21 protein-coding genes are annotated in these 25594 nt (G+C 69.4%); 18 read left to right on the top strand and 3 right to left on the bottom strand.

Going from position 1 to position 25594, the window contains the following annotated elements:
* Positions 1-69: 69 nt before the first annotated feature.
* The 16 genes from ACIWVC_RS09150 to ACIWVC_RS09225 all read left to right on the top strand — a co-directional run bounded on the left by ACIWVC_RS09150 (position 70) and on the right by ACIWVC_RS09225 (position 18830).
* Positions 70-1185, top strand: coding sequence for an ABC transporter ATP-binding protein (locus ACIWVC_RS09150; RefSeq protein ID WP_396449569.1), 1116 nt, complete (start codon positions 70-72; stop codon positions 1183-1185).
* 429 nt (positions 1186-1614) lie between these two features.
* A complete protein-coding gene (locus ACIWVC_RS09155) occupies positions 1615-3195 on the top strand; it encodes an amidohydrolase (RefSeq protein WP_396449590.1) in 1581 nt (526 codons plus the stop codon).
* The gene (locus ACIWVC_RS09160; RefSeq protein ID WP_396449570.1) at positions 3192-4022 is read left to right on the top strand and encodes an ABC transporter permease; all 831 of its coding nucleotides are present in this window, start codon (positions 3192-3194) and stop codon (positions 4020-4022) included. Before ACIWVC_RS09155 ends, ACIWVC_RS09160 begins: the two co-directional genes overlap by 4 nt.
* Positions 4019-4831, top strand: a complete 813-nt coding sequence (locus tag ACIWVC_RS09165) for an ABC transporter ATP-binding protein (protein WP_396449571.1) — start codon at positions 4019-4021, stop codon at positions 4829-4831. The genes ACIWVC_RS09160 and ACIWVC_RS09165 overlap by 4 nt, the downstream gene beginning before the upstream one ends.
* Positions 4828-5619, top strand: coding sequence for an ABC transporter permease (locus ACIWVC_RS09170; RefSeq protein ID WP_396449572.1), 792 nt, complete (start codon positions 4828-4830; stop codon positions 5617-5619). Before ACIWVC_RS09165 ends, ACIWVC_RS09170 begins: the two co-directional genes overlap by 4 nt.
* Positions 5620-5679: 60 nt before the next feature.
* Positions 5680-6690, top strand: a complete 1011-nt coding sequence (locus tag ACIWVC_RS09175) for an ABC transporter substrate-binding protein (protein ID WP_396449573.1) — start codon at positions 5680-5682, stop codon at positions 6688-6690.
* 74 nt (positions 6691-6764) lie between these two features.
* Positions 6765-7223: a CoxG family protein gene (locus tag ACIWVC_RS09180; protein ID WP_396449574.1), complete on the top strand. Its 459-nt coding sequence runs from the start codon at positions 6765-6767 to the stop codon at positions 7221-7223.
* Positions 7224-7323: 100 nt separating this feature from the next.
* The gene (locus ACIWVC_RS09185; protein ID WP_396449575.1) at positions 7324-8712 is read left to right on the top strand and encodes a dihydroorotase family protein; all 1389 of its coding nucleotides are present in this window, start codon (positions 7324-7326) and stop codon (positions 8710-8712) included.
* A 107-nt stretch (positions 8713-8819) separates the two neighbouring features.
* Positions 8820-10436, top strand: a complete 1617-nt coding sequence (locus ACIWVC_RS09190; protein WP_396449576.1) for a thiamine pyrophosphate-binding protein — start codon at positions 8820-8822, stop codon at positions 10434-10436.
* Positions 10437-10459: 23 nt separating this feature from the next.
* On the top strand, positions 10460-11812 hold the full coding sequence (locus ACIWVC_RS09195) for an MmgE/PrpD family protein (RefSeq protein ID WP_396449577.1): 1353 nt from the start codon (positions 10460-10462) through the stop codon (positions 11810-11812).
* Positions 11809-13230, top strand: coding sequence for an aldehyde dehydrogenase family protein (locus tag ACIWVC_RS09200; protein ID WP_396449578.1), 1422 nt, complete (start codon positions 11809-11811; stop codon positions 13228-13230). Before ACIWVC_RS09195 ends, ACIWVC_RS09200 begins: the two co-directional genes overlap by 4 nt.
* Positions 13227-14171, top strand: a complete 945-nt coding sequence (locus tag ACIWVC_RS09205) for an alpha/beta hydrolase (RefSeq protein WP_396449579.1) — start codon at positions 13227-13229, stop codon at positions 14169-14171. The genes ACIWVC_RS09200 and ACIWVC_RS09205 overlap by 4 nt, the downstream gene beginning before the upstream one ends.
* On the top strand, positions 14172-15167 hold the full coding sequence (locus tag ACIWVC_RS09210) for an LLM class flavin-dependent oxidoreductase (RefSeq protein ID WP_396449580.1): 996 nt from the start codon (positions 14172-14174) through the stop codon (positions 15165-15167). It begins immediately after the preceding gene.
* A 112-nt stretch (positions 15168-15279) separates the two neighbouring features.
* Positions 15280-16695, top strand: a complete 1416-nt coding sequence (tcuA, locus tag ACIWVC_RS09215) for an FAD-dependent tricarballylate dehydrogenase TcuA (protein WP_396449581.1) — start codon at positions 15280-15282, stop codon at positions 16693-16695.
* Positions 16685-17860: a tricarballylate utilization 4Fe-4S protein TcuB gene (gene tcuB / locus ACIWVC_RS09220; RefSeq protein WP_396449582.1), complete on the top strand. Its 1176-nt coding sequence runs from the start codon at positions 16685-16687 to the stop codon at positions 17858-17860. Before tcuA ends, tcuB begins: the two co-directional genes overlap by 11 nt.
* Before the next feature lie 16 nt (positions 17861-17876).
* Positions 17877-18830, top strand: a complete 954-nt coding sequence (locus ACIWVC_RS09225; RefSeq protein ID WP_396449583.1) for a zinc-binding dehydrogenase — start codon at positions 17877-17879, stop codon at positions 18828-18830.
* A gap of 60 nt (positions 18831-18890) precedes the next feature.
* On the opposite strand, the gene ACIWVC_RS09230 is transcribed toward ACIWVC_RS09225, so the two are convergent.
* The gene (locus ACIWVC_RS09230) at positions 18891-21689 is read right to left on the bottom strand and encodes a molybdopterin-dependent oxidoreductase (RefSeq protein WP_396449584.1); all 2799 of its coding nucleotides are present in this window, start codon (positions 21687-21689) and stop codon (positions 18891-18893) included.
* A complete protein-coding gene (locus tag ACIWVC_RS09235) occupies positions 21682-22488 on the bottom strand; it encodes an FAD binding domain-containing protein (protein WP_396449585.1) in 807 nt (268 codons plus the stop codon). The genes ACIWVC_RS09230 and ACIWVC_RS09235 overlap by 8 nt, the downstream gene beginning before the upstream one ends.
* A gap of 136 nt (positions 22489-22624) precedes the next feature.
* Between ACIWVC_RS09235 and ACIWVC_RS09240 the strand changes: the two genes are divergently transcribed.
* Together ACIWVC_RS09240 and ACIWVC_RS09245 are read left to right on the top strand one after the other, a co-directional pair.
* Positions 22625-23596, top strand: a complete 972-nt coding sequence (locus ACIWVC_RS09240; protein ID WP_396449586.1) for a hypothetical protein — start codon at positions 22625-22627, stop codon at positions 23594-23596.
* A complete protein-coding gene (locus tag ACIWVC_RS09245; RefSeq protein WP_396449587.1) occupies positions 23593-24765 on the top strand; it encodes an MFS transporter in 1173 nt (390 codons plus the stop codon). The genes ACIWVC_RS09240 and ACIWVC_RS09245 overlap by 4 nt, the downstream gene beginning before the upstream one ends.
* A gap of 99 nt (positions 24766-24864) precedes the next feature.
* Here the strand turns inward: ACIWVC_RS09245 and ACIWVC_RS09250 are convergent, their stop codons facing one another.
* Positions 24865-24987: a hypothetical protein gene (locus ACIWVC_RS09250; RefSeq protein WP_396449588.1), complete on the bottom strand. Its 123-nt coding sequence runs from the start codon at positions 24985-24987 to the stop codon at positions 24865-24867.
* Positions 24988-25594: the final 607 nt, after the last annotated feature.

Consider the following 25594-nt stretch of genomic DNA (forward strand, 5'->3'; position numbering starts at 1 on the left):
GACCGCGGGCGCCGCACCCGCGCGACCCCAACGAACCCCACACGCCACGGCGCGAAACGAGAGTTGCACATGCTGGACATCGAGTCGCTGGTCAAGACGTACGAGCCGACGAGGGCGCAGCAATGGGGCCGTGTCCGGGCTGTCGACAACGTGAGCCTGCATGTCGCGGAGGGCGACTTCTTCACCCTGCTCGGCCCGTCGGGCTGCGGGAAGACGACGCTCCTGCGCAGCGTCAGCGGTCTGGAGGAGCCCGACTCCGGCTCGATCGTCGTCAATGGCAAGACCCTGTTCTCGTCCAAAGAGAAGATCAATCTCGGCGCCAACCGCCGAGGTCTCGGCATGGTGTTCCAGTCGTACGCCATCTGGCCGCACATGAACGTGTTCCAGAACGCCGCGTACCCGCTGGCCTCGCAGACGCCGCGCCGGTCCCGCGCCCAGATCAAGGAGATCGTGATGCGCACGCTCGCCGTCTGCGAGCTGGAGCATCTGGCGTCCAGGATGGCGACGGACCTGTCCGGCGGCCAGCAGCAGCGCCTGGCGCTGGCCCGCGCGCTCGTCCAGGAACCGCCGGTGCTGCTGCTCGACGAGCCGCTGTCCAATCTCGATGCGAAGCTGCGGGTGAGCATGCGCGCCGAGCTGATCCGGCTGCAGCGCGAGATGGGGCTGACCATCCTCTATGTGACGCACGACCAGACCGAGGCGCTCGCCCTGTCCACCACGGTGGCGGTGCTGCGCGATGGCCGGGTCGAGCAGCTGGGCACGCCCAGAGAGATCTACGAGACGCCCAGGACGAAGTTCGTCGCCGACTTCGTGGGCAAGTCCAACTTCCTGCCGGCGACCGTGGTCGAGGCCAAGGGCGACGGCTCCTGCCTGGTGGACACGGCCGTCGGCCGCATCCGGGCCCAGGCGACGGGCGAGCTGACCGCCGACTCCAAGGCGGAGGTCGTCGTCCGGCCGGAGCGCCTCGTCCTGCACGGCGGAGACGACGACGCCGACCGGGTCAACCACGCCTCGGGCACGGTGATCAGCGCGACCTACCTCGGTGAGTCCGTCGACTACCAGATCGAGCTGGCCGATGAGGTCCAGGTGGTCGCAAGCTGTCATCCCTCGGTAGACATGGCGCCGCAGGCGCGGGTGACCGTGGAATTCCCCGAGGGGGGCTGCTCGATCGTGTCCGCCGAATAGGGAGCGTCCACAAGCCCGAAGACTCCGCCTCGGTGGTCCGGCCGGATGGTGGCGTACCGGCCTTGAGCCGGGCACCGGGTTCTCTGCCGGCGGAGAGTCCGGACCACCTTCTTCACTTCCGCCGGGCGAAATGGCGCCGATTTCGCTCTGGTCCGCCCACGCCCGGTCGCGGATCTGGTCTCCGTTTCGTTCGCCGGCCTGAGTCAGAGTATTGACGGTTATTGTACTCGTTCGTGTACTGCTGTACACAGATGGATTATGTTGGATTCCGATGCCGTATCCGGGGTGTGCAGGAGCCGCTTCAGCAGGACGGCTCCGAGTCGTAAAGGCACCGGAATCGGTGAGGAGACGGAAATCTCGGAGCTGAATGGCTACAGTGCGGATCTGGTTCTGATCGGTTCTGCGGTCCATACGTTTGCCGCCAATCCGATGGCAGCCATCGGATTGGCGGTGAAGGACGGAAAGATTTGTGGAATCGGGCATAAATGGGCTGACATAAAGGGTTTCGTAGGACCGGATACCAGAGTCATCGACGGGCCGGATCTCGTAATTGCACCGGTTCTAGCGGATTCGCATAATCACGTCATGACGGCCGTGCGCGACCTGTATGCGATACCGCTCGAACAGTGCACGTCCATCAGGGAGATCCAGGAGCGGCTGCGAGCCGCTGCCGAGGACGTCCCGGCCGGTCGATGGCTGGTCTCGACCCGCCAGTGGACTCCGGACCAGCTGATCGACGGCCGATTGCCCGATGCTGCCGACCTCGATGCCGCGGTCACTGATCGAGCGGTCTGCCTCCGGCCCGGCGCACACAGCATGGTGCTCAACAGCGTCGCGCTGCGGCTGGTCGGAATTGACCGGGACACGCCGGATCCGGCGAACGGGACGATCGTCCGAGACGCGACGGGGAACCCGACCGGCCACCTGATCGAATATCCCGCGTTCGAAAGTGTCCTTCCCTTCATCGACGAACCGTCGGAAGTCGATCTCGTAAGGGGCCTCGGCGAGATTCATCGGCGGTACAACGAGGCGGGGATCGGCGTCGTGCGGAACGCCGGGTTGCGCGTCGACGAGTTGCTGACCTACCAGCGGCTCCGGGGCACCGCCGGACTGAGCGTGCGGACGAGCGCCCTCATCCGCGTCGACCCCGCCTGGAGTCAGGCCGAGCAACACGACTATGTACGGTCCTGGCAGCTTTCCAGCGGATTCGGGGACGACCTTCTTCGCATCGAAGGCGTGAAGCTCTTTATCGACGGAGCCGGGTCCGCCTCGGCCGTCTATGGCGATGGCGACGAAGCCGAGATTACCGGTCACCTCTTCACGAACGTCGATGACCTGGAGCGGTTGCTGCGGCTGTGTTATGGCCGGGGCCTGAGGGTGGCCTGCCATGCGATCGGCGACGCGGCCATCGACGTTGCGCTGGATGCCCACGAACGGTGTGTCCGAGCGCATCCGATGCCGGCTGGCTCCCTGGTCCTCGAACACGCCTGGATGGCGACCGACCGGCAGCGCAGGCGGGTGCGCGATCTCGGCGTCTGGATCAGCACTCAGTACGCCCACCACTTCATGCAGGCGGAGGGAAGCATGACCCGCGTCTGGGGCGCGGAGCGCGTGCGGCGGAGCGTTCCGTTGAAGTCGTGGCTCGATCTCGGTGTCACCGTCGCGCTCGGCAGCGACTGGAACGTCACGCCGGGAACCGGCGCGCAACCGTTCGATCCCATGCTCACGATGCGTGCGGCTGTCACCAGACAGGTCGTCGGCGGACGGGTGGTCAACGCCGATGAAGCGATCAGCGCACGACAGGCGTTCGAGGTGCATTCGGTGAGCTCTGCCAGGCTCTCTCGAGATTTCGCCAAGCGTGGACCGCTGACCGTGGGTAGGTACGCCGACTTCGCGGGCTTCGCGGGTGATCCGCTCGAGGCGCTCGAAAGCGGCAGCGAGGTGCGGCCGGTCCTCACGGTCGTCGGCGGCAGGGTCGTTTTCGAGTCGAAGCGGGTGAGCGGACAGTGAGCGCATCGACCGACACCGTGCGCGAGTCGCGCAGGCAGGTTCTGGGCGACCCTCCGTCGAGCGGCAGGCTCAGATGGCCCGCCAAGGCCGACCTGACCATAGCGGTACTGGCCCTTTTCTGCCTGTGGGAAATCATCGCGAGGATGGGTCTCGTCAACACGGTGTTCCTGCCACGAGCATCGACCGTGTTAGTGGCCGCGCTGAAACTTCTGCGGAGCTCGGAGGTGTGGTCGGCGCTGGAGTCGACGGCGATCGAACTAGTCGTCTCGTTCCTTATTTCGGCGGTCATCGGAATAGCGATCGGTTTCGCGCTCGGCTGGTCTCGATGGCTGCGTGATGCCTTCGCTCCGGTGGTCGCTCTCGTCATGAGTACGCCCAAGTCGCTGTTCCTGCCGCTGCTCCTCGTCCTCATCGGCGTCGGTGAGGAATCCAAGATCGTTTATGGTGTGATTTCCGCGATCTTCTATATCGCGACCGCCGTCATGGGGGGCGTGCAGGGTGTCGACAGGAAGTTGTTCACGGCGGCGCGTTCGTTCGGCGCGAGCCGACTGGACACCGTTCTCTCGGTCGCCATTCCGGGTGCACTTCCCGCAATCGCGACAGGCCTGTGGCTGGGGCTCACGCACGCGTTCACCGGAATTCTGATCGCGGAGCTCTTCGTCTCGCAGGGTGGAGTGGGCGCTCTGATATTGCACTACAGCTCTTTGACTCAGACAGAGAACGTTTTCGCGCTGACATTGCTGCTCACGCTCACCGCGATCGTGGCGGGAACGGTCTGGAACCTTGCCATGAACAAGTGGCTCTCGCACGGAGCGGAGAAGCGATGAGCACCCGCATGGAGGAGAAGCCCATGTCGCAACCCGTCCCTGCGATAAGCGTCGAACAGGTCACAAAAGAATACGTCGACTCGAGCGGGGCCACGGTCAAGGCCATGGGCCCCGCCGACCTCACGATGAGGCCGGGGGAACTCGTCACCGTCATCGGTCCGAGCGGATGCGGCAAGTCGACGCTGCTGCACGTCATCGGCGGGATGATCGAGCCGACCCACGGTGCGGTCCAGGTGGAGGGCAGGCGGCTCAACGGTCGCCCGCAGCCGGACCTCGTGAGCTTCGTCTTCCAGGATCCGAGCCTGTTCGCTTGGCGCACGCTGGTGGAGAACATCGAACTCGTTCTCAAGTTCCGCGGTGTGCCGCGGGACCAGCGTCGCCGCAAGGCGCTCGCCGCATTGGAACGCGTGGGCATGGGGGAGTACGCCGACCGCCTTCCGGAAGAGCTGTCCGGCGGCATGCGGCAGCGTGTCGCCGTTGCGCGAGCGCTCGCGGTCGAGGCGCCGGTGATGCTCATGGACGAGCCGTTCGCGGCGCTCGACGAGCAGAGCCGGCTGGCCATGGGCGAGGACATCACGAGGATTCTCGAGGGGGCCGAGCGCACGGTCGTCATGGTGACCCACAGCCTGAGCGAGGCTATCTATCTGGCGGACCGGGTCATCGTGATGAGTTCGTCGCCGGGGACGATCCTGTCGACCATCGATGTGGACGAGCCGCGGCCCCGCGACCCCGCATTCATGCTGACGCCGCGGTTCGCCGAACTGCGGAACACCCTGTTCCAACTGCTGCACCCGAGGTCATCCCGATGACGGCCACGCCGGGCGCCGGGATTGCGCGGGTCAGGCGGCGAGCCACGCTGCTCAGGAGGTCGTCGATCTGGGCGGCTCGCATAGGGCTCGTCGTCGCGCTGGTCGTGCTCTGGGTCGTCGCCGACCAACTGGAGCTGGTATCACCTCTGGTGCTGCCGACCTTCGACTCGATCGTGCGCGAAGTGTGGCATCTCGTCGGTGAGTCGTCGACGTGGACACAGCTCAGGGTCACCTCGATCGAAACGGCGACGGCGTTCCTGATCTCGAGTGCGGCGGCGCTGCTCGCCGGGGGACTGGCCAGTCGGCGCGCTCGTATCGCAAAGCTGGTCGGCACGCTCACCTCGTGGGCTCAGCTGATCCCACTCGTGACCGTCTATCCGGTGTTCCTGATCTCGATGGGGATCGGGATGCGGTCGAAGATCGCCTTCGCGGCGGTACTCGCGTTCTTCCCCATGACGTTGGCGTGCATCCGAGCGCTGACGTCCGTCGATCCGCATCTGAAATCGGTCGCCCGTTTTTTCGGCGGATCGACGCTGCGGACGTTCTGGCACGTCGAGCTCCCGGCTGCCCGACACGGGCTGCTTGCCGCCGCCCGCATCGGAGCAGCACTGAGTCTCATCGGCGTGATTCTCGGCGAGATGCTGGGCGCGACCGAAGGGGTGGGCGCCGCCATCACCGCCAGTGGGCAGACGTTCGACACCCAGGTCCTCTATGCCTACATCGTCTTCACATTGATCATCACGCTGGTGTTCAACTGGCTAGTCAACCGCGGTGCCCGCGAAAAGTAGTCATGACAAACCTCAAGAACCCGATTCTTTCCTCGCCACCCCGAGCAGAAAGGTTTTCGTATGCTCAGAGCAGTAAAGTCATCCGCGTCCGCGATCGGCTTGAGCTGTCTCCTGCTATTGACCGGGTGCGGTTCATCGGGCGGTGACTCGTCGTCCGGTGCCAACGGCGGCAAGATGTCGGTGACGGTCGCTCTCGGCGACTCTCCAACATCGGATCTGTTCATGGCGGGAACGGTCACCGCGGAAAAATTCGGCGAGTGGAAGAGCCGGGGTCTGACCGTCAAGAACATCGTGTCCGGCGGTGCGGGGAAGGTGAACCAGCTGCTCGCCGCAGGTAGCGCGGACATCGGCCTGACCGGGGCTCCGGGGGAGGCGAGTGCGATCGCCAAGGGCCTGAAGGCGAGAATCGTCGCCGGCGTGCAACTTCCGTACTATCAGAATGTGATCGTTCAGCATTCATCCACGGCGTCGAAGTTCGCCGATCTGAAAGGGAAGACCTTCGGCGTCACAAGCATCGGGTCGGCCGGCTACTACGCGACCGTCAAACTGGCGCAGTCTCAGGGCTGGAAGGTCAACGACGACATCAAGATCGTCGCTCTGGGCAGCCTTGATTCGCTGAGTGCGGCGCTCTCGTCCCGATCTATCGACGCGTTCGTGTTCGGTGCTCAGACGGCATGGCAGCTCGAAGCCAAGGGCGTCGGACGTGATCTCGGCAGTCTGAAGGACATCATAGGTCCGACGGTCTTCGAGGGAATCTACGCCACCCAGAAGCTGATCGAGGAGAACCCGAACGCTTTGCGCGCCTATCTGAACGGCTACTTCGCGGCGGTACGCCGCCTGCAGGCGGACAAGTCCGAGTTCGAGGGTCAGCTGAAGGCCTGGGGGTTCGACGAGTCGATCGCCAAGCGGCTGTCCGCTCTGGACCTCCCGACCCTGGTGTCGGACGGCGTCATACCCGAGGAGAACCTGAAGGGCCTCGCCGCAGCGGTCCCAGTGCTGAACCCCACCATCAAGAAGGCTCCCCCGATCGACTCGATCGTCGACCAGCGGTTCCTGCCGGCGAACAAGTAGAGCCCGGCCGATGCCAGGCAGCTCTTGCGCAGCTGGTCAGCGACTATGTATGCTGCCGTATACAAGGGGGTTGGATGGCTGAGTTCGAATTCGACCGGGCTGTTTCGGTGACTGGCACTCCCGCAGCGGTATGGGAACTGATAACCGACGTGCCGCGGTTGGTGGGCTGGATCGACGTGGTCCACGACGCGCGGGAGATCGAGCCGCTCAGTCACTATTCGGCAGTTATCCAGGACAAGGTCGGTATGTTCAGATTGCGCGCGGATCTGGACATCCACATGACCGAGGTCGACGAGGGAAAGAGGATCGTCGCCCATGCCGAAGGACAGGACCGACAGGTCGGCTCGCGGATCACGATCGATGCCGAGGTGCTGCTCGATCCGGCGCCGTCATCGACGTCGGTGCGAGTCTCCGGGAAATACGGGATCACCGGCAATGTGGCGACTCTCGGGTCCAGTGCCATCAAACGCAAAGGCGACAAGGTGCTCAAAGAGTTCTTCGGGCACTTGAGTTCCGATTCGTCCGGAGCCTAGCCGGACCGCCGCTCGTGCGGCCCATCAGTTCCAACCTGGGTGGGTGATATCGATCGCGTCCCGGGTAACCGTCCCACGTCTCATTTCAAGGGGTTGTGAAGTGGCCTTTCCCGAGTACGATCTCGTCGTAAAGTCATCGGCGATCGTAACGCCGTCGGGCATCATTTCCGGTCAGATCGCTGTACGTGATGAAAAGATCGTCGGTGTCCTCGCCAGAACCGAGGAACTGCCCGCCAAGAAGACCATCGACGCCGGGTCGGACCCGGTCATCCCCGGCCTGGTCGACACTCACTGCCACTTCCGCGACCCCGGGTACACGCACAAGGAGGACTACTACCACGGGACGATCGCGGCGGCGGCGGGCGGTGTCACCACCGTCTTCGACATGCCCAACGTCGACCCGCCGACCACCACGGCGGACCGCCTGAAGGCGCACCTGGAGAACGCGCAGTCCAAGGCGGTCGTCGACTTCGGCCACAACGCCTCCGGTGTCGTCCCGGAGAACATCAAGGAACTGGCCGACGCGGGCGCCACGGCCTTCAAGGTCTGGATGATGAAGGACATCGGCCGCGACTACCCGCACCCTCCGGGTACCTCGCTGACCAACGACGCGGTGCTGTACCGCGTGTTCGAGGAGGTCGCCGAGACCGGCCTGCCCCTGTACGTCCACCCCCACAACCACGACCTGTACGAGCTGTTCGTGCAGCGTTCGCAGGAGCAGTGGGGCATGGACTTCCGCTCCTACGCCCGCGCGCTGCGCGGCGGGGACGGCGTCGTCCTCAACACCGCGATCGCCACCATCCTGGAGTTCCAGCGCTCGGTCGGCACGAAGCTGCACGTCCTGCACCTGTCCACCCGGGCCGGCATCGAGATGGTCGCGCGGGCCAAGGCCGAGGGCCGGCCGGTGACGGCCGAGGCCAACCCCTTCGCGCTGTTCGTGACGAACGACTGGGCGAAGATCGAGCGGCACGGGCCCTTCACCCTCGGCTTCTGGGTCCCCGAGGACGACAACCCGCACATGTGGCGCGCCGTCCAGGACGGCACGATCGACGTCGTCGGCAGCGACCACGGGCCGCACACCAAGGAGGAGAAGGAGGTCGGCTGGAAGGACATGTACACCGCCCCCGGCGGCAGTCCGATGATCGAGCAGTACCTCCGCCTGATGCTCACCGAGGTGAACAAGGGCCGGCTCTCGCTGGAGCGCGTCGTGGAGCTGTGCTCGTCCAAGCCCGCCGAGGTCGCCGGCTTCGCCGGCCGCAAGGGCGCCATCACGCCCGGCGCCGACGCCGACCTGGTCGTCCTCGACATGGACCACGAGGAGACGCTGCACGCCGAGCACTCCCACTACAGGTGCGGCTGGATGTCCAGTGAGGACCTGGAGAGCAAGGGGCGTCCCCGGATGACCATCCTGCGCGGCCGCGTGATCATGGAGGACGGCAACGTCACCGCCGAGAAGGGGTCGGGACGGCTGCTCCGCCCCGGCCACTGAGGCCGCCGCCCGGCCGGGGCTCGCCTGGGGGCCCCGGCCGGACCCCGGCCGGGCCCGCGCGCCCGGCCCGCCCACGCAGTCACCAGGTGTTCACGGATTGGGGACCCATGCCTGACGTACCGTCGACCGTCGATGTGATGGCCGAGTCGCTCGCGAGTTCCGGGGTGCGGACGATCTTCGCCTACCCCGGGGATCCGATCATCGAGCTGATGGAGCGTTCCCGCGTCCGCGGCCTCGACGTCGTCCTCGGCCGCCGCGAAGGCACCGCGGCCTTCATGGCGGAGGGCTGGGCCATGGCCACCGGACTCCCGGCCGCCTGCCTGTCGACGCTCGGCCCCGGGTCGACCGCGCTGGTCAACGGGGTGGCGGCGGCCACCGCCGACCGGGTGCCGATGATCGCGATCTCCGGCCAGATCGAGACCTCGCGCGAGCAGTTCTTCACCCATCAGGTGGTCGACCACAAGCTGCTGTTCTCGCCCGTCACCAAGTGGGCGGGACGCGTGGAGGCGGGCGCCGCGGCGACGACCATGCGCAAGGCGCTGAGCCTCGCCACCGCCGAGCGGCCGGGTGCGGTGCACCTGACCGTCGCCGGGGACACCAGCGCCGAGCCGGCCCGCGACGCGGTGTTCACCCCGCCCCCGCCGGCGCAGGCCGTGACGACCATCGACGTCGCCCGGGTGCCGGGCGGGCCGGACCCGCTCGACCTGCTGGGCCGCGCGCGGCGGCCGGTCGTGCTGGCCGGGATCGGCGCCGTGCGGGCCGGCGCGACCGAGGCGCTCGTCCGGTTCGCGGAGGCCCTGTCCGTACCGGTCGTGGTGGCGCCGATGGCCAAGGGCGTCTTCCCGGAGGACCACCCGCTGTTCGCGGGCGTCCTCGACATGGCCTGCAACAAGATCCTGTGGGACCTGCTCGGGTCGGCGGACCTGATCGTCGCGGCGGGGTTCGACGCGGTCGAGCTGATCAAACCGTGGTCGGTGTCGACGCCGGTACTGCACATCGACGCGCTCCGCAACACCGACCAGATCTACGCCAGCGAGGTCGAGTGCGTCGGCGCCATCGGCCCCATCCTGGACTGGCTCGGCGAGGGCCGGCCGGGCGAGCCGCGCTGGGCCGAGGCCGACGTGCGGGCGCACCGCGACCGGCTTCGCGACGCCTACTACGAGGGCCGGGTCGCGGGCGCGCTCAACCCCACCGACGTCATCGACGCGGTCAGTGCGGCGGCGCCCCCCGGCACCATCGCGACCTGCGACGTCGGCTCGCACAAGCTGCTGGTCGGGCAGGGCTGGCCGACCCTGGAGCCGCGCGGGGTGCTGATGACCAACGGCCTGTCCTCGATGGGCTTCGGCGTGCCCGGCGCGATCGGCGCCAAGATCGCGCGTCCGGACCGGCCGGTGGTGGCGCTGGTCGGCGACGGCGGGTTCGCGATGACCGCGACCGAGCTCCGGCTGGCGTCGGCGATGGGGCTCGGGATGGTGTTCGTGGTCTTCGCGGACGGCAGCCTCAACCGGATCGAGCTCAAGCAGATGGCGCGCGGCTACCCGAGCACCGCCACCCGGATCGAGGACATGGACCTCGTGGCGCTCGCCGGGGCGATGCACTGCGACGGCGTCCGGGTGAGCAGCGCGGCCGAGCTGGAGAAGGCGCTTGGCGGCATGGGGTCGCTCACCCGCCCGCTGGTGATCGAGGCCCGCGTCGACCCGGGCCAGTACGAGTCCCAGTTCTAGGCGCACGGGAGCAGGGGAGAGAAATGATCGTCAAGGACTTCGCGGCGTTCGCGGTGGCGAGCCGCGGCGGGCCGCTGCCCGATGAGGTGTACGACGCCGCCACCCGGGCCCTCGTGGACTGGTACTCGGCCACCCTCGCCGGCTCGGGCATGCCGCCGGCCGAGATCCTGCGGCGGGCGCTCGGCGACTCGCCGGGGTCCGCCCGGCTGATCCCGGACGGCCGGCCGGCGGACCCGCGCGCCGCGGCCCTCATCAACGGAACGGCCTCGCATACGGCGGAGCTGGACGACATCTTCCGCGACGGGATCTATCACCCCGGCTCGCCGACGGTCGCGGCCGCGCTCGCCGCGGCGCAGCGGATCGGCGCGTCCGGCGAGCGGCTGCTGCGGGCGATCGCGGTGGGCTACGAGATCGGCGACCGCATCGCCGCGGCGATGCAGCCCGCCCACTACGCCTACTGGCACACGACGGGCACCGTCGGCACGCTCGGCGCGGCGGCGGCCGTGGCCGAGCTGCTGGAGCTCGACACCGAGCGGTTCGCGCACGCGGTCGCGACCGCCGCCACGAACGCGGCCGGGCTCCAGCAGGCGTTCCGGTCCGACGCGATGAGCAAGCCGCTGCACGCGGGGCACGCCGCCGAGGCCGGGCTGGTCGCGGCGTTCGCGGCGGCGGAGGGCTTCACCGGTGCGCTCGACATCCTGGAGGGGCCGGTCGGTCTGGGTGCGGCGATGTCCGACGCCCCCGACTGGGAGTCGGCGGTCGGCAGGCTCGGCAGGCCGTGGGCGGTGACGCAGGCGACCGTCAAGAACCACTCGTGCTGCGGGCACACGTTCGCCGTCGTCGACGCGGGGCTGGAGCTGCGGGCCGGCGGGCTGGACGTCCAGGCGATCAGCTCGGTCGACGTCGAGACCTACACGACCGCGACGAAGGTGGCCGGCTACACCGACCCGCAGTCGGCCTTCGAAGCCAAGTTCAGCATCGTCTACTGCCTCGCCGCCGCGCTCCGGCTCGGCACGGTGCGGCTGGCCGCCTTCACTCCCGAGAGCCTCGCCGATCCGGAGTTGCGCGCTCTCATGTCGCGGGTCACGGTGCGCGCCTCGGACGAGTTCGAGAAGGACTTCCCCGGCAAGCGGCGCGCCCGGGTGACCGTCCACCTGGCGGACGGCACCTCGGTGACCCGGGCGCGCGACACCCGCAAGGGCGATCCGGACGACCCGCTGACCGACGCCGAGCTCAGGGACAAGTTCGACGACCTCGCCGTCCCGGTGATCGGCGAGGAGGCCGCGCGCTCGCTCGGCGACGCGCTGTGGGCCGCCCGTTCGGCCGCCGACGTGCGGGACGCGTTCGGGCCGCACGAGACGGCGGGTGCGCGATGAGGCAGGCACGGCTGTTCATCGGCGGCGCGTGGCAGGACGGCGGGCACACCACCGACCTCACCGACAAGTTCGACGGCCGGAAACTGGCCGATGTCCACGAGGCGGACCGCGCACAGGTCGACGAGGCGCTCGACGCCGTCGCCCGCGCCCAGCGCGAGACGACGCTCCCGCACTACGACCGGTACCTGGTGCTGTCCCGGGCCGCCGGGCTCATCGCCGACCGCGCCGACCGGTTCGTGGAGACGGTGGTCGACGACACGGGGTTCACGCTGTCGGACGCGCGCCGCGAGGTGGAGCGCGCCGTGCAGACGATGACGATCTCCGCGGAGGAGGCCAAGCGCATCCACGGCGAGGTCGTCCCGCTGCACGGCGCCCCCGGCGTGACCGGCCGGACCGCGTTCACGGTCCGCCACCCGCTCGGGGTCGTCTGCGCGATCACCCCGTTCAACTCGCCGCTCAACACCGTCGTCCACAAGGTCGGCCCGGCGCTCGCGGCCGGCAACGCGGTGATCCTGAAGCCGTCCTCGCTGACGCCGCTCAGCGCCGGCCTGCTGGTGGAGACCCTGCTGGAGGCCGGACTGCCGGAGGGGCTGATCTCCCTGGTGTACGGGGGCGGCTCGACGGTGGGGCAGTGGCTCCTGGAGAGCCCCGTCCCGGCGTTCTACGCCTTCACCGGCAGCACCGGGGTGGGCGAGCACATCATCCGGACGGTCGGGCTGCGCAAGACCCAGCTGGAGCTGGGCAGCCTGTCCAGCACCATCATCTGCGACGACGCCTCGCTGGAGCGGGCCGTCGCCGCGTGCACGGGCGCCGCGTTCCGCAAGGCCGGCCAGGTCTGCACGTCGGTGCAGCGGCTCTACGTGCAGTGCGGGGTGCTGGAGGAGTTCGTCGCCGCCCTGCGGGACGAGGTCGGCTCCCGCGGCTACGGGGACCCGCGCGGCGAGGGCACGCTGACCGGGCCCGTCATCAGCGCGTCCGAGGCGGACCGCGTCCACGGCTGGATCACCTCGGCGGTCGAGGCCGGCGCGCAGCTGGTCACCGGCGGCGAGCGGGCCGGGCAGGTGATCGCCCCGACGGTGCTCAGCGAGGTCGACCCGAAGTCGGACGTCATGTGCCGCGAGGTGTTCGGCCCGGTGGTGAGCGTGGTGCCGTTCGACGACCTGCCGGCCGCGATCGACCAGATCAACGACACCCCGTACGGGCTCGCGGCCGGGATCTTCACCGCCGACCTGGGCAACGCGCTGACCGCCGCGGAGAACCTCCGGATGGGGTCGGTGCACATCAACGAGACGTCCAGCAGCCGCGTGGACCTGATGCCGTACGGCGGGGTCAAGGACAGCGGCATGGGCATCGAGGGCCCGCGCTACGCGATCGAGGAAATGACCGAGCAGCGGCTCATCACGATTGGGAGGCCATGAGATCCGAGACCGTCGAGTACTTCAGCGGATCCGACCGGGTGCGCGCCCTCTGGCGCACACCCGACGGCGAGGGGCCGTACCGGGCGATCATCCAGGGACCGGGCTGGTACGGGTTGAAGGACGCCAAGGCGTACGACCGCTACCACGAGGCCTTCACCGCGGCCGGGTTCGCCGTCCTGTCGATCGACTACCGGGGCTTCGGCGAGTCCGAGGGTGAGCGGGGCATCGTCGACCCGACCCGCCAGCTGGAAGACCTCATCAACGGCGTCACGTACCTGACGACGCGCGACGACGTCGTCCACGGCGCCATCGGCGCCTACGCGACCGGCGGCACGGGCGGCGGCAACGTGGTGCTGCTCGCCGCGGCCGACGAGCGGGTCCGAGCCGTGGTCAGCCAGGTCCCGGTCGCGGACGGCAGGGACTGGCTGCACCGGATGCGCACCGAATGGGAGTGGGTCCAGTACCTGCGGGACCTGGAGGAGGACCGCCGGCGGCGCGTCCTGACCGGGAAGAGCAAGCTCGTCCACCCCCGCGAGGAGGTGATGGTGCAGACGCCCGAGCGGCGCGCGTCGGGCTTCAAGAAGGACGTCGACGGCAAGAACCCGGAGGCGGTCCCCCTCTCCATGGTCGACCCGCTGCTGCGCTACCGCCCGCTCGACGCGGCGCGGGGGCTGCGCACGCCGCTGCTGGTCGTCGCCGTCGACGAGGACGCCACCACCCCGACCGACCACGCCGAGGCCATCTACGAGGCCGCGGCGGGCCCGAAGAAGCTCATCCTGCAACGCAACACCAGCCACTACGCGGCCTACGCGCAGTACGCGGACGTGGTCATCCCGGAGATGACCCGCTGGTTCGACGAACACCTGCGGCCGCTCGGCGACGTCACGATCACCGCCGACGCCGGCCGGCTCGACGCCGTGCACAACCTCGGAGAGCGATAGATGCGCACCGGACTCCTGCTCCCTCACTTCGGCGCGGACGCCGACGCACAGAAGATCGTCAAGGGCTCGCAGCTCGCCGAGCGGCTCGGGTTCGACTCGGTGTGGGTCCGCGACCACCTGCTGTTCGAACCGCACGGCGAGTTCGAGAAGCCCAACGTGGACTTCTACGAGGCGCTGACCGTGCTGACGGCGGTCGGGGCGTCCACGGAGCGGCTGACGCTCGGCACGGGTGCGCTGATCCCGTTCCGGCACCCGCTGATGACAGCCCAGATCGTCGCCACCATGACGCAGTTCTTCGGGCCGCGCGTCATCGTCGGCATGGGCAGCGGCAACTTCGACCACGAGTTCGCCGCGGTGGGGCTCGACGGCGTGCCGCGGCCCGAGCTCGTCCTCGACAACTTCGAGATCATGCGCCGGATCTGGGCGGGCGAGGCCGTGTCGTGGGACAAGCCGCCCTTCGACTTCGCCGACGCCGTGATCAAGCCGGCGCCCACCGGCCGTGTCCCGCTGTGGTACTGCGGCAACACGCCGAAGTCGGCGCGCATGGCGGCGCAGTGGCTGGACGGATGGCTGCCGGGCCGCATCGGCATCGACACGCTGCGCGTCCGGGTGGAGACGCTGGAGACGATCTCCGCCGAGCACGGCCGGCGCCGGCCCACCGTCGGAATGATCCCGCCGACGTCGATCGGGCGCACCCGCGAGGAGGCGCTCGCCAAGGTGAACGTCGAGGGCCTGCTCGCCTGGGCGAACAACGCGCGGTTCTGGGTGAAGCCGAAATCGGGGCGGTTCGAGACCGTCGACGACCTCGGCGGGGTCCTGCTGTACGGCACCGCCGACGACATCGTCGAGCAGTGCCTGGAGCTGCGGGAGATCGGGGTGGACGAGCTCGTCTTCGACTTCCGCCTCTCCTTCCCGGAGTGGGAGGAGCAGATGCAGATCCTCGGTGAGGAGGTTCTGCCGCGGGTGACGGGCGGCGGAGCCGGCGGGCCGGCCTAGCCCGCATTTCGCTGATCTTGAGCTGCCATTCACCCTCCCGACGTGTGTAGACTGTTGTATACAGTCGTATCCGACTGCACATCGTGGTCAGGGTGACTCGGGTGGAGGTTTTATGCGGCAGAGCGAACCCACGGCGCCGTGGGCCCGCGTGGAATGGGACCTGGTGGTCGTCGGCGGCGGCAACGCGGCCGTGGTGGCGGCCATGGCCGCGAACGATCTCGGCGCGCGGGTCCTGATCCTGGAGCGGGCGCCGAAGTACATGCGAGGTGGCAACACCCGGCACACCCGCAACATCAGATGCGCCCACAAGGCCGATGAGTACAACAGCGGCGACTACACCTGCGACGAGCTGTGGAAGGACCTCTGCCAGGTCGGGGAAGGGCCGAACGACGAGGAACTCGCCTGGTTCACCGTCCGCGAGTCGGAGACCGTGCACGCCTGGATGTACGAGCACGGCGCGCGCTGGCAGAGCCCGCTCGCCGGCACGCTGCACCTGGCCCGCACCAACCGGTTCTTCTTCGGCGGCGGGAAGGCGCTGCTGAACAGCTACTACCGCCAGATCGACGGCCGTCCCGGCATCACGGTCGCCTACGAGGCCAAGGTCGAGCAGTTCGAGTTCGACGGCCTCACCTGCAAGGCCGTCGTCGTCGCGTACGGCGGCGCGCTCCACCGGGTCCGGGCCCGCGGGGTGGTGTGCGCCAGCGGCGGCTTCGAGGCGAACATCGAATGGCTCCGGCGCTACTGGGGCGACGCGGTCGACAACTACATCATCCGCGGCACGCCCCACAACGACGGCAACATCCTGGCTCTGCTGTACGAGGCGCACGCGGCGAGCGCCGGACAGGAGAAGGGCTTCCACGCGATCGCGCTCGACGCCCGCGCGCCGAAGTTCGACGGCGGGATCGCCACCCGGCTCGACACCGTCCCGTTCGGCGTCGTCGTCAACGCGACCGGCAACCGGTTCTACGACGAGGGCGAGGAGGTCTGGCCAAAGCGCTACGCGATCTGGGGGCGGCTCATCGCCGAGCAGCCCGAGCAGTACGCGGTGGCCTTCTGGGACGCCAAGGTCAACCACCTGTTCCTGCCGCCCATGTACGGCGTGGACAAATCGGACAGCATTCCCGACCTCGCCGAACGGATGGGGCTGGACAAGAGCGCGGTCAGCCGCACCATCGACGACTACAACGCGGCGGTGGTCCCCGGATCGTTCGACCCCGCCGTGCTCGACGGCTGCCGCACCGTCGGGCTCACGCCCGACAAGACGCACTGGGCGCAGCGGCTCGACACCCCGCCGTACTACGCCATCAAGATGCGCCCCGGGATCACCTTCACCTACATGGGCGTCGCGGTCGCCGCCGACGCCCGGGTGCGACTGCAGGACGGCTCCGTCTTCGACAACGTCTACGCGGCTGGAGAAATGATGTCTGGAAATATCTTGAGCACCGGTTACCTGGCAGGGTTCGGCATGACGATCGGCAGCGTCTGGGGCCGCCAGGCGGGGACCGAGGCGGCGCGCCGTGTCCTCTGACGCCCCCGCGCCCCCGGCGGCGCCGGCGCCCGGGAACCGCACCTCGCTCCCGCTGGTCTTCGCGGAGGCCGGGCGGCAGCTCGACATCTGCAACGCCTGCCGCTACTGCGAGGGGCTCTGCGCGGTGTTCCCGGCGCTGGAGCGCCGCAGCGTCTTCGAGAACGGCGACATCAGCCAGATCGCGAACCTGTGCCACGACTGCCGGGCCTGCTTCGACGCCTGCATGTACAGCGAGCCGCACGAGTTCCAGCTCAACATCCCGAAGGCGCTCACCGCGGTGCGGGCCGAGGACTACCGGCGGTACGTGTGGCCGCGCCGCGTCCCCCGGCTGTTCCGGGGCTGGACCGGCGTCTTCTCCGGCGCCGTCATCGCCTCGCTCGTCGTCGTCGCGATCTCGGTCCTGCAGGTGGGCTGGTCCGGGCTGCTGATCGAGAACAGCGGGCCGCACTCCCCGTACGACCTGATCTCCTCCAACGTGACGCTCCTGATCCTCTTCGCCCCGTTCGGCTACTCGGCGGTCGTCATCGCCGCCGCCTGCCGCGCCTACTGGCGGGAGGTCGGCGGCGCGCCCGGCGGCATGACCGGCCGCGCGATCCGCCACGCCGTCTGGTACGCGCTGACGATGCGCTACCTGCGCGGCGGAGGCGAGGAGTGCTACTACCCCGAGGACGAGAAGCCCTCGGCCGGGCGCCGGCACCTGCACGCGATGGTCATGTACGGGTTCGGCCTCTGCACCGTCTCGACGACCGCGGCCGCCTTCATGCAGCACGGGTTCGCCCTCGAACCGCCCTACGACCCGCTGTCCGTCCCCGTCATCACCGGGACCGTGGGCGGTATCGGGCTCGTGGTCGGGTGCGCCGGCCTCCTGCTCCTGAAGGCCAAGGCGTCCAAGGTCACGAGCTTCGCGCAGATGACGGTCAAGGACTACGGCTTCCTCGTGGGGCTGGAGTTCCTGGCGCTCACCGGGCTGCTCACGCTCTTCGTCCGCCACACCCCCGCGTTCGGCATCGTCTACCTGGTGCACCTGGCCTCGGTGGTGCTGAGCTTCGGCATGGCGCCCTACAGCAAGTTCGTCCACCTCGTCTACCGTTTCCTCGCGGTCGTGCGCGACAACCTCGAACGCGAGCACGAGGCCGCGACGAAGGACGCGGAGAGGACGGCATGAGATGTGGGCCCAGCGAATGCGAGCGCCCGGGGTGTTCGAGACGGTGGACGTCGCCCCTCCCGGTGAGGCCGATCTGCCGGACGGGGCCGTGCTGCTGCGCACCCTCGCCGGCGGCATCTGCGGAAGCGACGTCCCCAAGGTCAAGGGGGCGAAGGGTGCCCGCCTCGGCCCCCGCGGGGAGTTCCTTCCGGGCCGCCCCGGGTTCCCCATGCACGAGGTGGTCGGCGAGGTCGCCGCGTCCCGCCACCCCGAGGCCGAACCCGGGGCGCGGGTCGTCGGGTGGGCCACCGCGTCCGACGCGATCGCCGAGTACGTCGTCACCGACGGGGCGCAGGTGCACCCCTACGACCCGCGGTTCGAGCCGCGCGCGGCCGTCCTGATCCAGTCGCTCGCCTGCGTCATCTACGCGCTGGACCGGGTGCCGGTGGCCGGCCTCGACGTGGTGGTCCTCGGCGTGGGGCCGATCGGCGCGATGTTCGCCCACGTCGCGAAGGACGCGGGGGCGCGACGCGTCACCGGCGTCGATCCGGTGGACCGGTCGGACCTGCCGCCCGTCCTGGGGTTCGACGAGACGCTCGCGGCGACCGCGGCCGGCTGGGCCGCCGGTGTCGGCGAGCGGGACCGCCCGCAGGTCGTGATCGAGGCGGTCGGGCACCAGGTCGGCACCCTGGCCGACGCGGTGTCGGGGGCCGCCCCCGGCGGGACGATCCTGTACTTCGGCATCCCCGACGACGACGTCTACCCGCTGAACATGGAATCCCTGATGCGCAAGAACCTCGCGCTCGTCGGCGGCGTCACGCGGGACCGGCGCCGCAGCCTCGCCAGGGCCGACGCGTACCTGCAGAAGCACCCCGACCTCTACGGCGCCCTCGTCACGCACGAGTTCGACCGCGGCACGGTGCAGCAGGCGTTCGACACCGCCGTCCGGGCGTCCGCCGACCGGCTGAAGGTCGTCCTGGATCTCGGCTGAGCCGCCGTCCCCGCCGCTCTCGGCTGAGCCCCTTGGTGGAGGGGCTCAGCCGATTTCGCGTTACCGGCCGTCCCGCCCCTGGCGGATCATCCGCCAGACGCGCTCCGGCGTCAGCGGCAGCGAGTCCGGCCAGACCCCGGTCGCCTGCTGCACGGCGGCCGCGATCGCGCCGCCCACCGGGATCCGCGCCCCCTCGCCGACGCCCTTCGCGCCGTAGGGGCCGGTGCCGTCCCGCCGCTCGAAGATCACCGAGTCGAAGCGCCGGGGCGCGTCGCCGATGCGCGGGACGCGGTACTCGACGAGGTTGGGGTTGCGGATCTGCTCGCCCTCGTAGATCAGTTCTTCGGAGAGGGCGCCGCCGATGCCCTGGGCGGCGGCACCGAGGTCCTGCCCCTCGACGCCGACGGGGTTGAGCGCGAAGCCCACGTCCGCCACGGTGACGAGCTGGTCCACCGTGGTCACGCCGGTGTCGGGGTCGATGTCCACGGTCACGCCGACCATGCCGATCTCCCAGAACGACGGCTGCTGTTCGAGCTCGCCCGCGCGCCGCACGACACCGTGGCCGGTGACCTCACCGCCACCGCCGCCGTACCACTTCCGGATGAGGGGGCCGTAGCCCTCCCGCCGACCGTCCCGGTGCACGATCTCGCCGCCGGCCCGCCTGACGTCCTCGACCGGGCATTCCCAGAGGTCCGCCGCCATCGACCGCAGCTTCCCGACGAGGTCGGCGCAGGCGCGCTGCACGGCGAGGCCCGTCATCGTCGTGGTCCGGCTGCCGCCGGTGGTCCGCTCGAACGACGTCCCGGCCGTGTCGGACTGGAACACCCGCACCCGGCCCATGTCCAGACCGAGTTCCTCGGCCGCGATCTGCGTCAGCACGGACCTGCTGCCCTGCCCCATCTCCGTGGAACCGCTCAGCACGAGAGCGGACCCGTCGGGGGACATCTTCACCTGCGCGGTCGACGTCGGATACGAGCCGCCCTCGTTCGCGCCGACACCGAACCCCGCGCCCTGGAGGACGCCCTCCCGCGGCTCCACCCGGACCAGCGAGACCAGCTCGGCGAAGTCGGCGCCGAGGTCGGCGTCCATGGGCCGCTTGCCGCGGATGAACGTCTCGCCCCGCCGGACGAGGTTGCGTGCGCGGATCTCGTCCCGGCCGATGCCCAGGGCGTCCGCCGCCTGGTCCATGTTGGTCTCCGCGGCCAGGTTGACCTGGTAGGCGCCCAGGGCCCGGTAGGACGACGCGGGCACCGTGTTGGTGTAGACGATCCGTCCGCGCACCCGCAGGTTCGGGATCGCGTAGGCGCCGAAGCAGCGGTGCACCGCCTTGGACAGGACGGTCGAGCTGTTGTCGACGTAGGCGCCGGTGTCCATGACGATGTCGACGTCGCGGGCGAGGAGCGTCCCGTCCTCGGTGAACGCGCTGCGGATCGTGGTCGTCGCGGAGTCGGACCGGGTCGTGTAGACCGACTCCTCGACGCTCAGGTCCAGCTTGACCGCCCGGCCCGTGTACCAGGCGCCGGCCGCGACCAGCGGCTCGATCTTGGTGTACGACTTGGACCCGTAGCCGCCGCCGATGTAGGGCACGTCCACCCGCACCCGGCTGTGCGGAAGGCCGAACACGCGCGCCAGGTCCTTGATCACCATGAACGGGTGCTGCGCGGTGCTCACCACCTCCAGGCAGCCGTCGCCGGTGAAGCGGGCGCCCGCGTTGTACGGCTCCATCGCGTACGCGTACAGCGCGGGGTGGAAGGTGGTCGTCTCCACGACGGTGTGCGCCTCGGCGAACGCGGCGTCGACGTCCCCCCAGCCGAGCGTGAGGGTGTTGGCGACGTTCGGCTCGTCCGGCGACCGCGTGACCTTGACCTGGCTGACCGAGTCGCCCGAATAGGTGTCCTCGTGCACGACCGGTGCTCCGGGACGCAGCGCGGCCTCCGCGTCCAGCACCGCGGGCAGGTCCTCGTACACGACGTCCACCAGCTTGGCCGCGTCGTGGGCGGCGTGCCGGCTGGTCGCGATCACCAGGGCGACGGGCTCGCCGTAGTAGCGGACCTTGTCCAGGGCCAGGATCTGGTGGTCCGGCACCATGTGCCCGAACCGCGGGTAGAGGCCGTCCAGGTCCTCGCCGCTGACGACCGCGACGCACCCGGGAACGGCGAGCGCGGCCTTCTTGCCGACCTCCAGGACGCGGGCGTGCGCCCGGTCCGCGCGCACCACCACGGCCTCCAGGGAGTCGGGGTGCGCGACATCGATCGAGTAGCGGGCCGCGCCGGTCACCTTGGCGCGGGCGTCGACGCGCTCGGCCGGCCGCCCGACGTGCCGGTACGGTTCGCCGTTCTCGTCGACGTGCGCCGTGGCGGGGACATGCCTCGGCTCGGGCGTGTACGTCCCGGCGCGGCGCTTCGCCGCCTGCTCGACCGCCTCGATGATCGGCAGGTACCCGGTGCACCGGCACAGGTTGCCTTCGAGGGCGTGGACGATCTCCTCGCGGCTCGGGTCGGGGTTGCGGTCCAGCAGCGCCTTGGTCGCCATGATGAAGCCGGGAGTGCAGTAGCCGCACTGCAGCGCCGTGCACTCGACGAACGCCTCCTGGATCGGGTCGAGCTCACCGCCGTCCGCCAGGCCCTCGACCGTGGTCACCTCCGCGCCGTCGGCGTCGGCGGCGAGGACGGTGCAGGAGCTGACCGGGCGGCCGTCGAGCAGGGCGGTGCACGTCCCGCAGACCTGCGACTCGCAGCTCACCTTCGTGCCGCGCAGGCCCTGCTTCTCCCGCAGGAACTCCGCGAGCGTCAGCCGGGTCGGGACGCGCTCCCGCACCTGCCGGCCGTTGACCGTGGTGGCCACCTCGGTCTCATGCATCCGTGCCCTCCTTCAGCGTTGCGACGGCCCGGCCGATGAAGACGCCGGCGAGATGCCGCTTGTACTCCTCGGAACCGTTGAGGTCCTCGATCACGTCGAGCCGGGGCAGGAGGGTCTCCAGTCCGATGTCGTCCACCGAGGGGGCGTCGAAGACCTGCGGACGCTCACCCACCGCCCCGACCACGAGCCTCACCGGGGCGTCCGGGCGCGACCTCGGGACGCTCAGGGCCACGCACACCGTCGGGTACTCGGCCGGCTGGTGCCGCAGGTAGACCTGGTGCCTGTCCTCGATGGGGATGTGGACGGCCTCCAGGAGCTCGCCGTCCGAGCAGTCCGATTCCAGGGCGCCGAGGACGAAGTCCCCGATCGGCACCGTCCGCCGCCCACCGGACGAGTACAGGCTCACCCGCGCGTCCAGCGCGAAGAGCGCTGTCGTCACGTCCGAGCGCGGATCGGCGAAGCAGATGTTCCCGCCGATGCTGCCGGTCGCGCGCACCCGCATGTTGCCGAGCATCGTGCAGGCGGTCGCCAGCATGGGCGCGTGCTCCTGGACGGCGGCGGATCCGGCGACCTCGTCGTGCCGGGTGGCCGCGCCGATCGTCATCCGTCCGCCGGCGGCCGTGATCCCGCGCAGCCCGTCCACCCGTTTGAGGTCGACCAGGTGCGGCGGCTCGATCAGTCCCATGTTCATGGCGGCGACGAGCTCGGTGCCGCCGGCGTAGGGCACGCCGCCGGCGGCGATGTGCCGGGCGGCCTCGTCGAGCGTCGCCGGCCGCGAGAGTTCGAAGGCGGGTAGCACGTATCAACCCCTAGCCCGTAGTGCGATGCCGGCCTGCCGCTCCGATTGACAGACCAGCTGGCATCCGTAAGTATACAGTCGTGTACATACACCGCAACGAACGGGAGGGCCCGGTCGGGTGACCCACGCATCACGCTTGAGCCTGTCGGTAGCACTCGGGGACTCGGATCTCAACCGGGGGCTGCTCGACGGCTCCGTCACCATTCAGGCCGCCGATGCCCGGTGCCTGACGTTCTCCTCGCCCGAACGCCACTGGCGGATGTTCCGGCGCCGCGAGTTCGACATCGCCGAGGTGTCGTTCGGCGCGTTCCTGTCGATCCAGGCCCGGACGCCCGGCGAGTTCGTCGCGATCCCCGCGTTCCCGCACCGCAGGTTCCGGCACTCGTTCATCTTCGTCGGCCACGGATCGGACCTGGACTCGCCCGCCCGGCTCGGCGGCAAGCGGATCGGGCTGCGCACCTGGACGAACTCGGCCGGCGTGTGGACCCGGGGCATCCTCCAGGACCAGTACGGCCTCGACCTGAAGAGCGTCGAATGGGTCATCCAGGACGCCGACACGGCCGGCATGGAGAACCTGCCGGACGGCTACCGCATCACCCGCCTGGAACCGGGGCGGTCCATCGTCGACCTGACCTCGCGCGGCGAGGTCGACGCCCTCATCTACCCGGAGACCCCCGACGTCCTCGGTGAGCCCGGCGGCCTGCGGCGGCTGCTGCCGGACCCGCGCGCCGCCGAGATCGACTACTTCACGAGCACCGGCATCTTCCCGATCATGCACACCGTGGTGCTGCGCCGCGAGATCGTGGACGACAACCCCTGGCTGCCCTACGAGACGCTGCGCGCGTTCCGCGCCGCCAAGGACCTGGCGCTCGACGCCGTCCGCGATCCGCGCAAGATCTGCCTCGCCTGGGCCCGGGACGCCTACGAGCACCAGGTCGAGCTGATGGGGCCCGACCCGTTCGGCTACGACGCCGAGAGCTCCCGCGCCGCCATCGAGACCCTGGTCCGCTACGCGGTCGAGCAGGGCATCATCGCCGAGCCCCTCACCATCGGCGACCTGTTCCACCCGACCACCATGGACGAGCCGCCCGGGTACGTCCGCCGGTGAAGGACGCCTCCGGCGTCCGGTCCCGGTGGTCGTTCGTCTCGCTCGTCACGCTGATCTACTGGACGGGCCCGCAGTCGGTGCGCCTGTTCTACCCGCTCCACCTCCAGGCCCTCGGCGCGACGGACATGGTGATCGGCCTCGGCGCCGGTGCCTCCTCCATAGCCGGCCTGGTCCTCGCCGTGCCGAGCGGCTACCTGCTGGACAGGTTCGACTCGCGGCGCGTCCTGGTGCTGTCGACCCTCGCCCTCGCGGTCACCACGGGCGCGTTCACGTTCGCGTCCTCGGTCCCCCTGACGATCCTGCTGATGTTCCTGCAGGGGCTCTTCCAGATGTGGGTCTGGCTCGTCCTGCAGGAGATGATGACGCGGGTCGGCAGCGGCCCGTCCGCGGCGCGGCAGCTGTCCCTGTTCTCCCTGGCGTGGGGCGTCGGGCTGGCCGCCGGCCCGTCCCTCGGCGCCGCGGTCTACGACGCCTGGGGCTTCCACAACCTCAACATCGGCTGCTTCCTGTTCACTCTCGTCGGGACGGGCGGCGCCCTCCTGGTGCCGGGCGTCCTGCGGGAGAAGACCCGCGGCGAGCAGCCCCCGGGAATGTTCAAGGCCCTGCACAGGTCGCTCGGCAACTCGCTGGTCGTCGGCGTGATGGCGTCCAGCTTCGTCAACATCTTCGTGCAGTCGCTCAGGACGTCCTTCTACTCGCTCTTCCTCGAACGGCAGGGCGTCTCCCTGAGCGTGATCGGCCTGCTGCTCTCCACGATCGGGGCGTCGTCCCTCGCCGTCCGCCTCGTGCTGCCCTTCCTGCTCCACCGGTTCGGGCACGTCAGACCGCTGGTCTGGAGCACCTGGATCGCCGTCGTCGGGGTCGCGATGACGCCCCTGTCGTCCGACATCGTGTTCCTCGCCTGCGGCGCGGTCATGATGGGCTCCGGCCTCGGTGCCAACCCGCCGATCACGGTCAACCTGCTGGCCGGCGCCGAGGGCGAGGACCGGGGCGTCGCGGTCGGCCTCCGCATGCTCGCGAACCGCTCGGCCCAGGTCATCCAGCCCATCGTGTACGGCGGCATCGCGGCCGGGGTCGGCCTCGCCCTCGCCTTCCCGATCTCGGGCGTCCTGCTGAGCGCCACCACGCTCTGGATGGCCCGGCGCCTGCACGCCGCCGCACCCTCGTGACCCACCGCCCCGAGATTTGACCGGACATTGGAGGTCGCCGGGCCGATGTGGTCTGAGGTGCCGAGGCACTTTTCACGTTCAAGTGGACTGCGTCACGAGTTAAGGACTGCCTCCCCGTCGGCTGATCAGCTCGTCCTTGGTAATGCCGTGCCGGTCGAGGAAGCTCTCCGCCCGGTCGTACTCGACCGGGTCGGGCAGCACCCCCTCGGCCTCGTCGGCCACGCCCGGCAACCCCGCTTGCCGGAGTAGTTGAACCACATGTCGCCTCGGGACATCCATCACGTTCACCGGCCCTTTCATAGGCGAGTACTTCCGATGTGGTCAGTGATCGAAGGCGGGTCGGCCGCCGATGACCATGATCTTCATGACAGAGCCCTTTCATCGGTCGGGCATCTGTCGCCAGGTACGACAAGTGAGCCGTCCGCCCTGTGACAACTCCGGCGAACCTGCCCTGTCACAGATGTGCGGGCTGTCTTGTCGTAAGTGCCGAACACCAATCCCAGACCGGATCGCCCATAAGCATCGCAGGGTGCGGCGCAATGAAGATCGTGCTCGTCGGGCATCGGCCGGTCGTCCGCCGTGGCAACGGCGTAGCGCTGGTCACCCAGGCACTCCACCGGGTTCGCCGGTCTGGTCAATCGTCATCGGCCCGGGCCTCTTCGCCCGTATCGGCCCGTCGGGGAACTACCTCAGGCCGTGACGGTCGTTGGCACATGGTTGCATACGCAACAAACCCCGGTGCCTAGCGAAGTGTCCGGCCGACCGGGGTTTTTGCTGATCGTCTGAGGCGCCCCCTGCAGGATTCGAACCTGCGCACACGGCTCCGGAG

The organism is Actinomadura sp. (assembly GCF_044508335.1).
Taxonomy (GTDB): Bacteria; Actinomycetota; Actinomycetes; order Streptosporangiales; family Streptosporangiaceae; genus Spirillospora.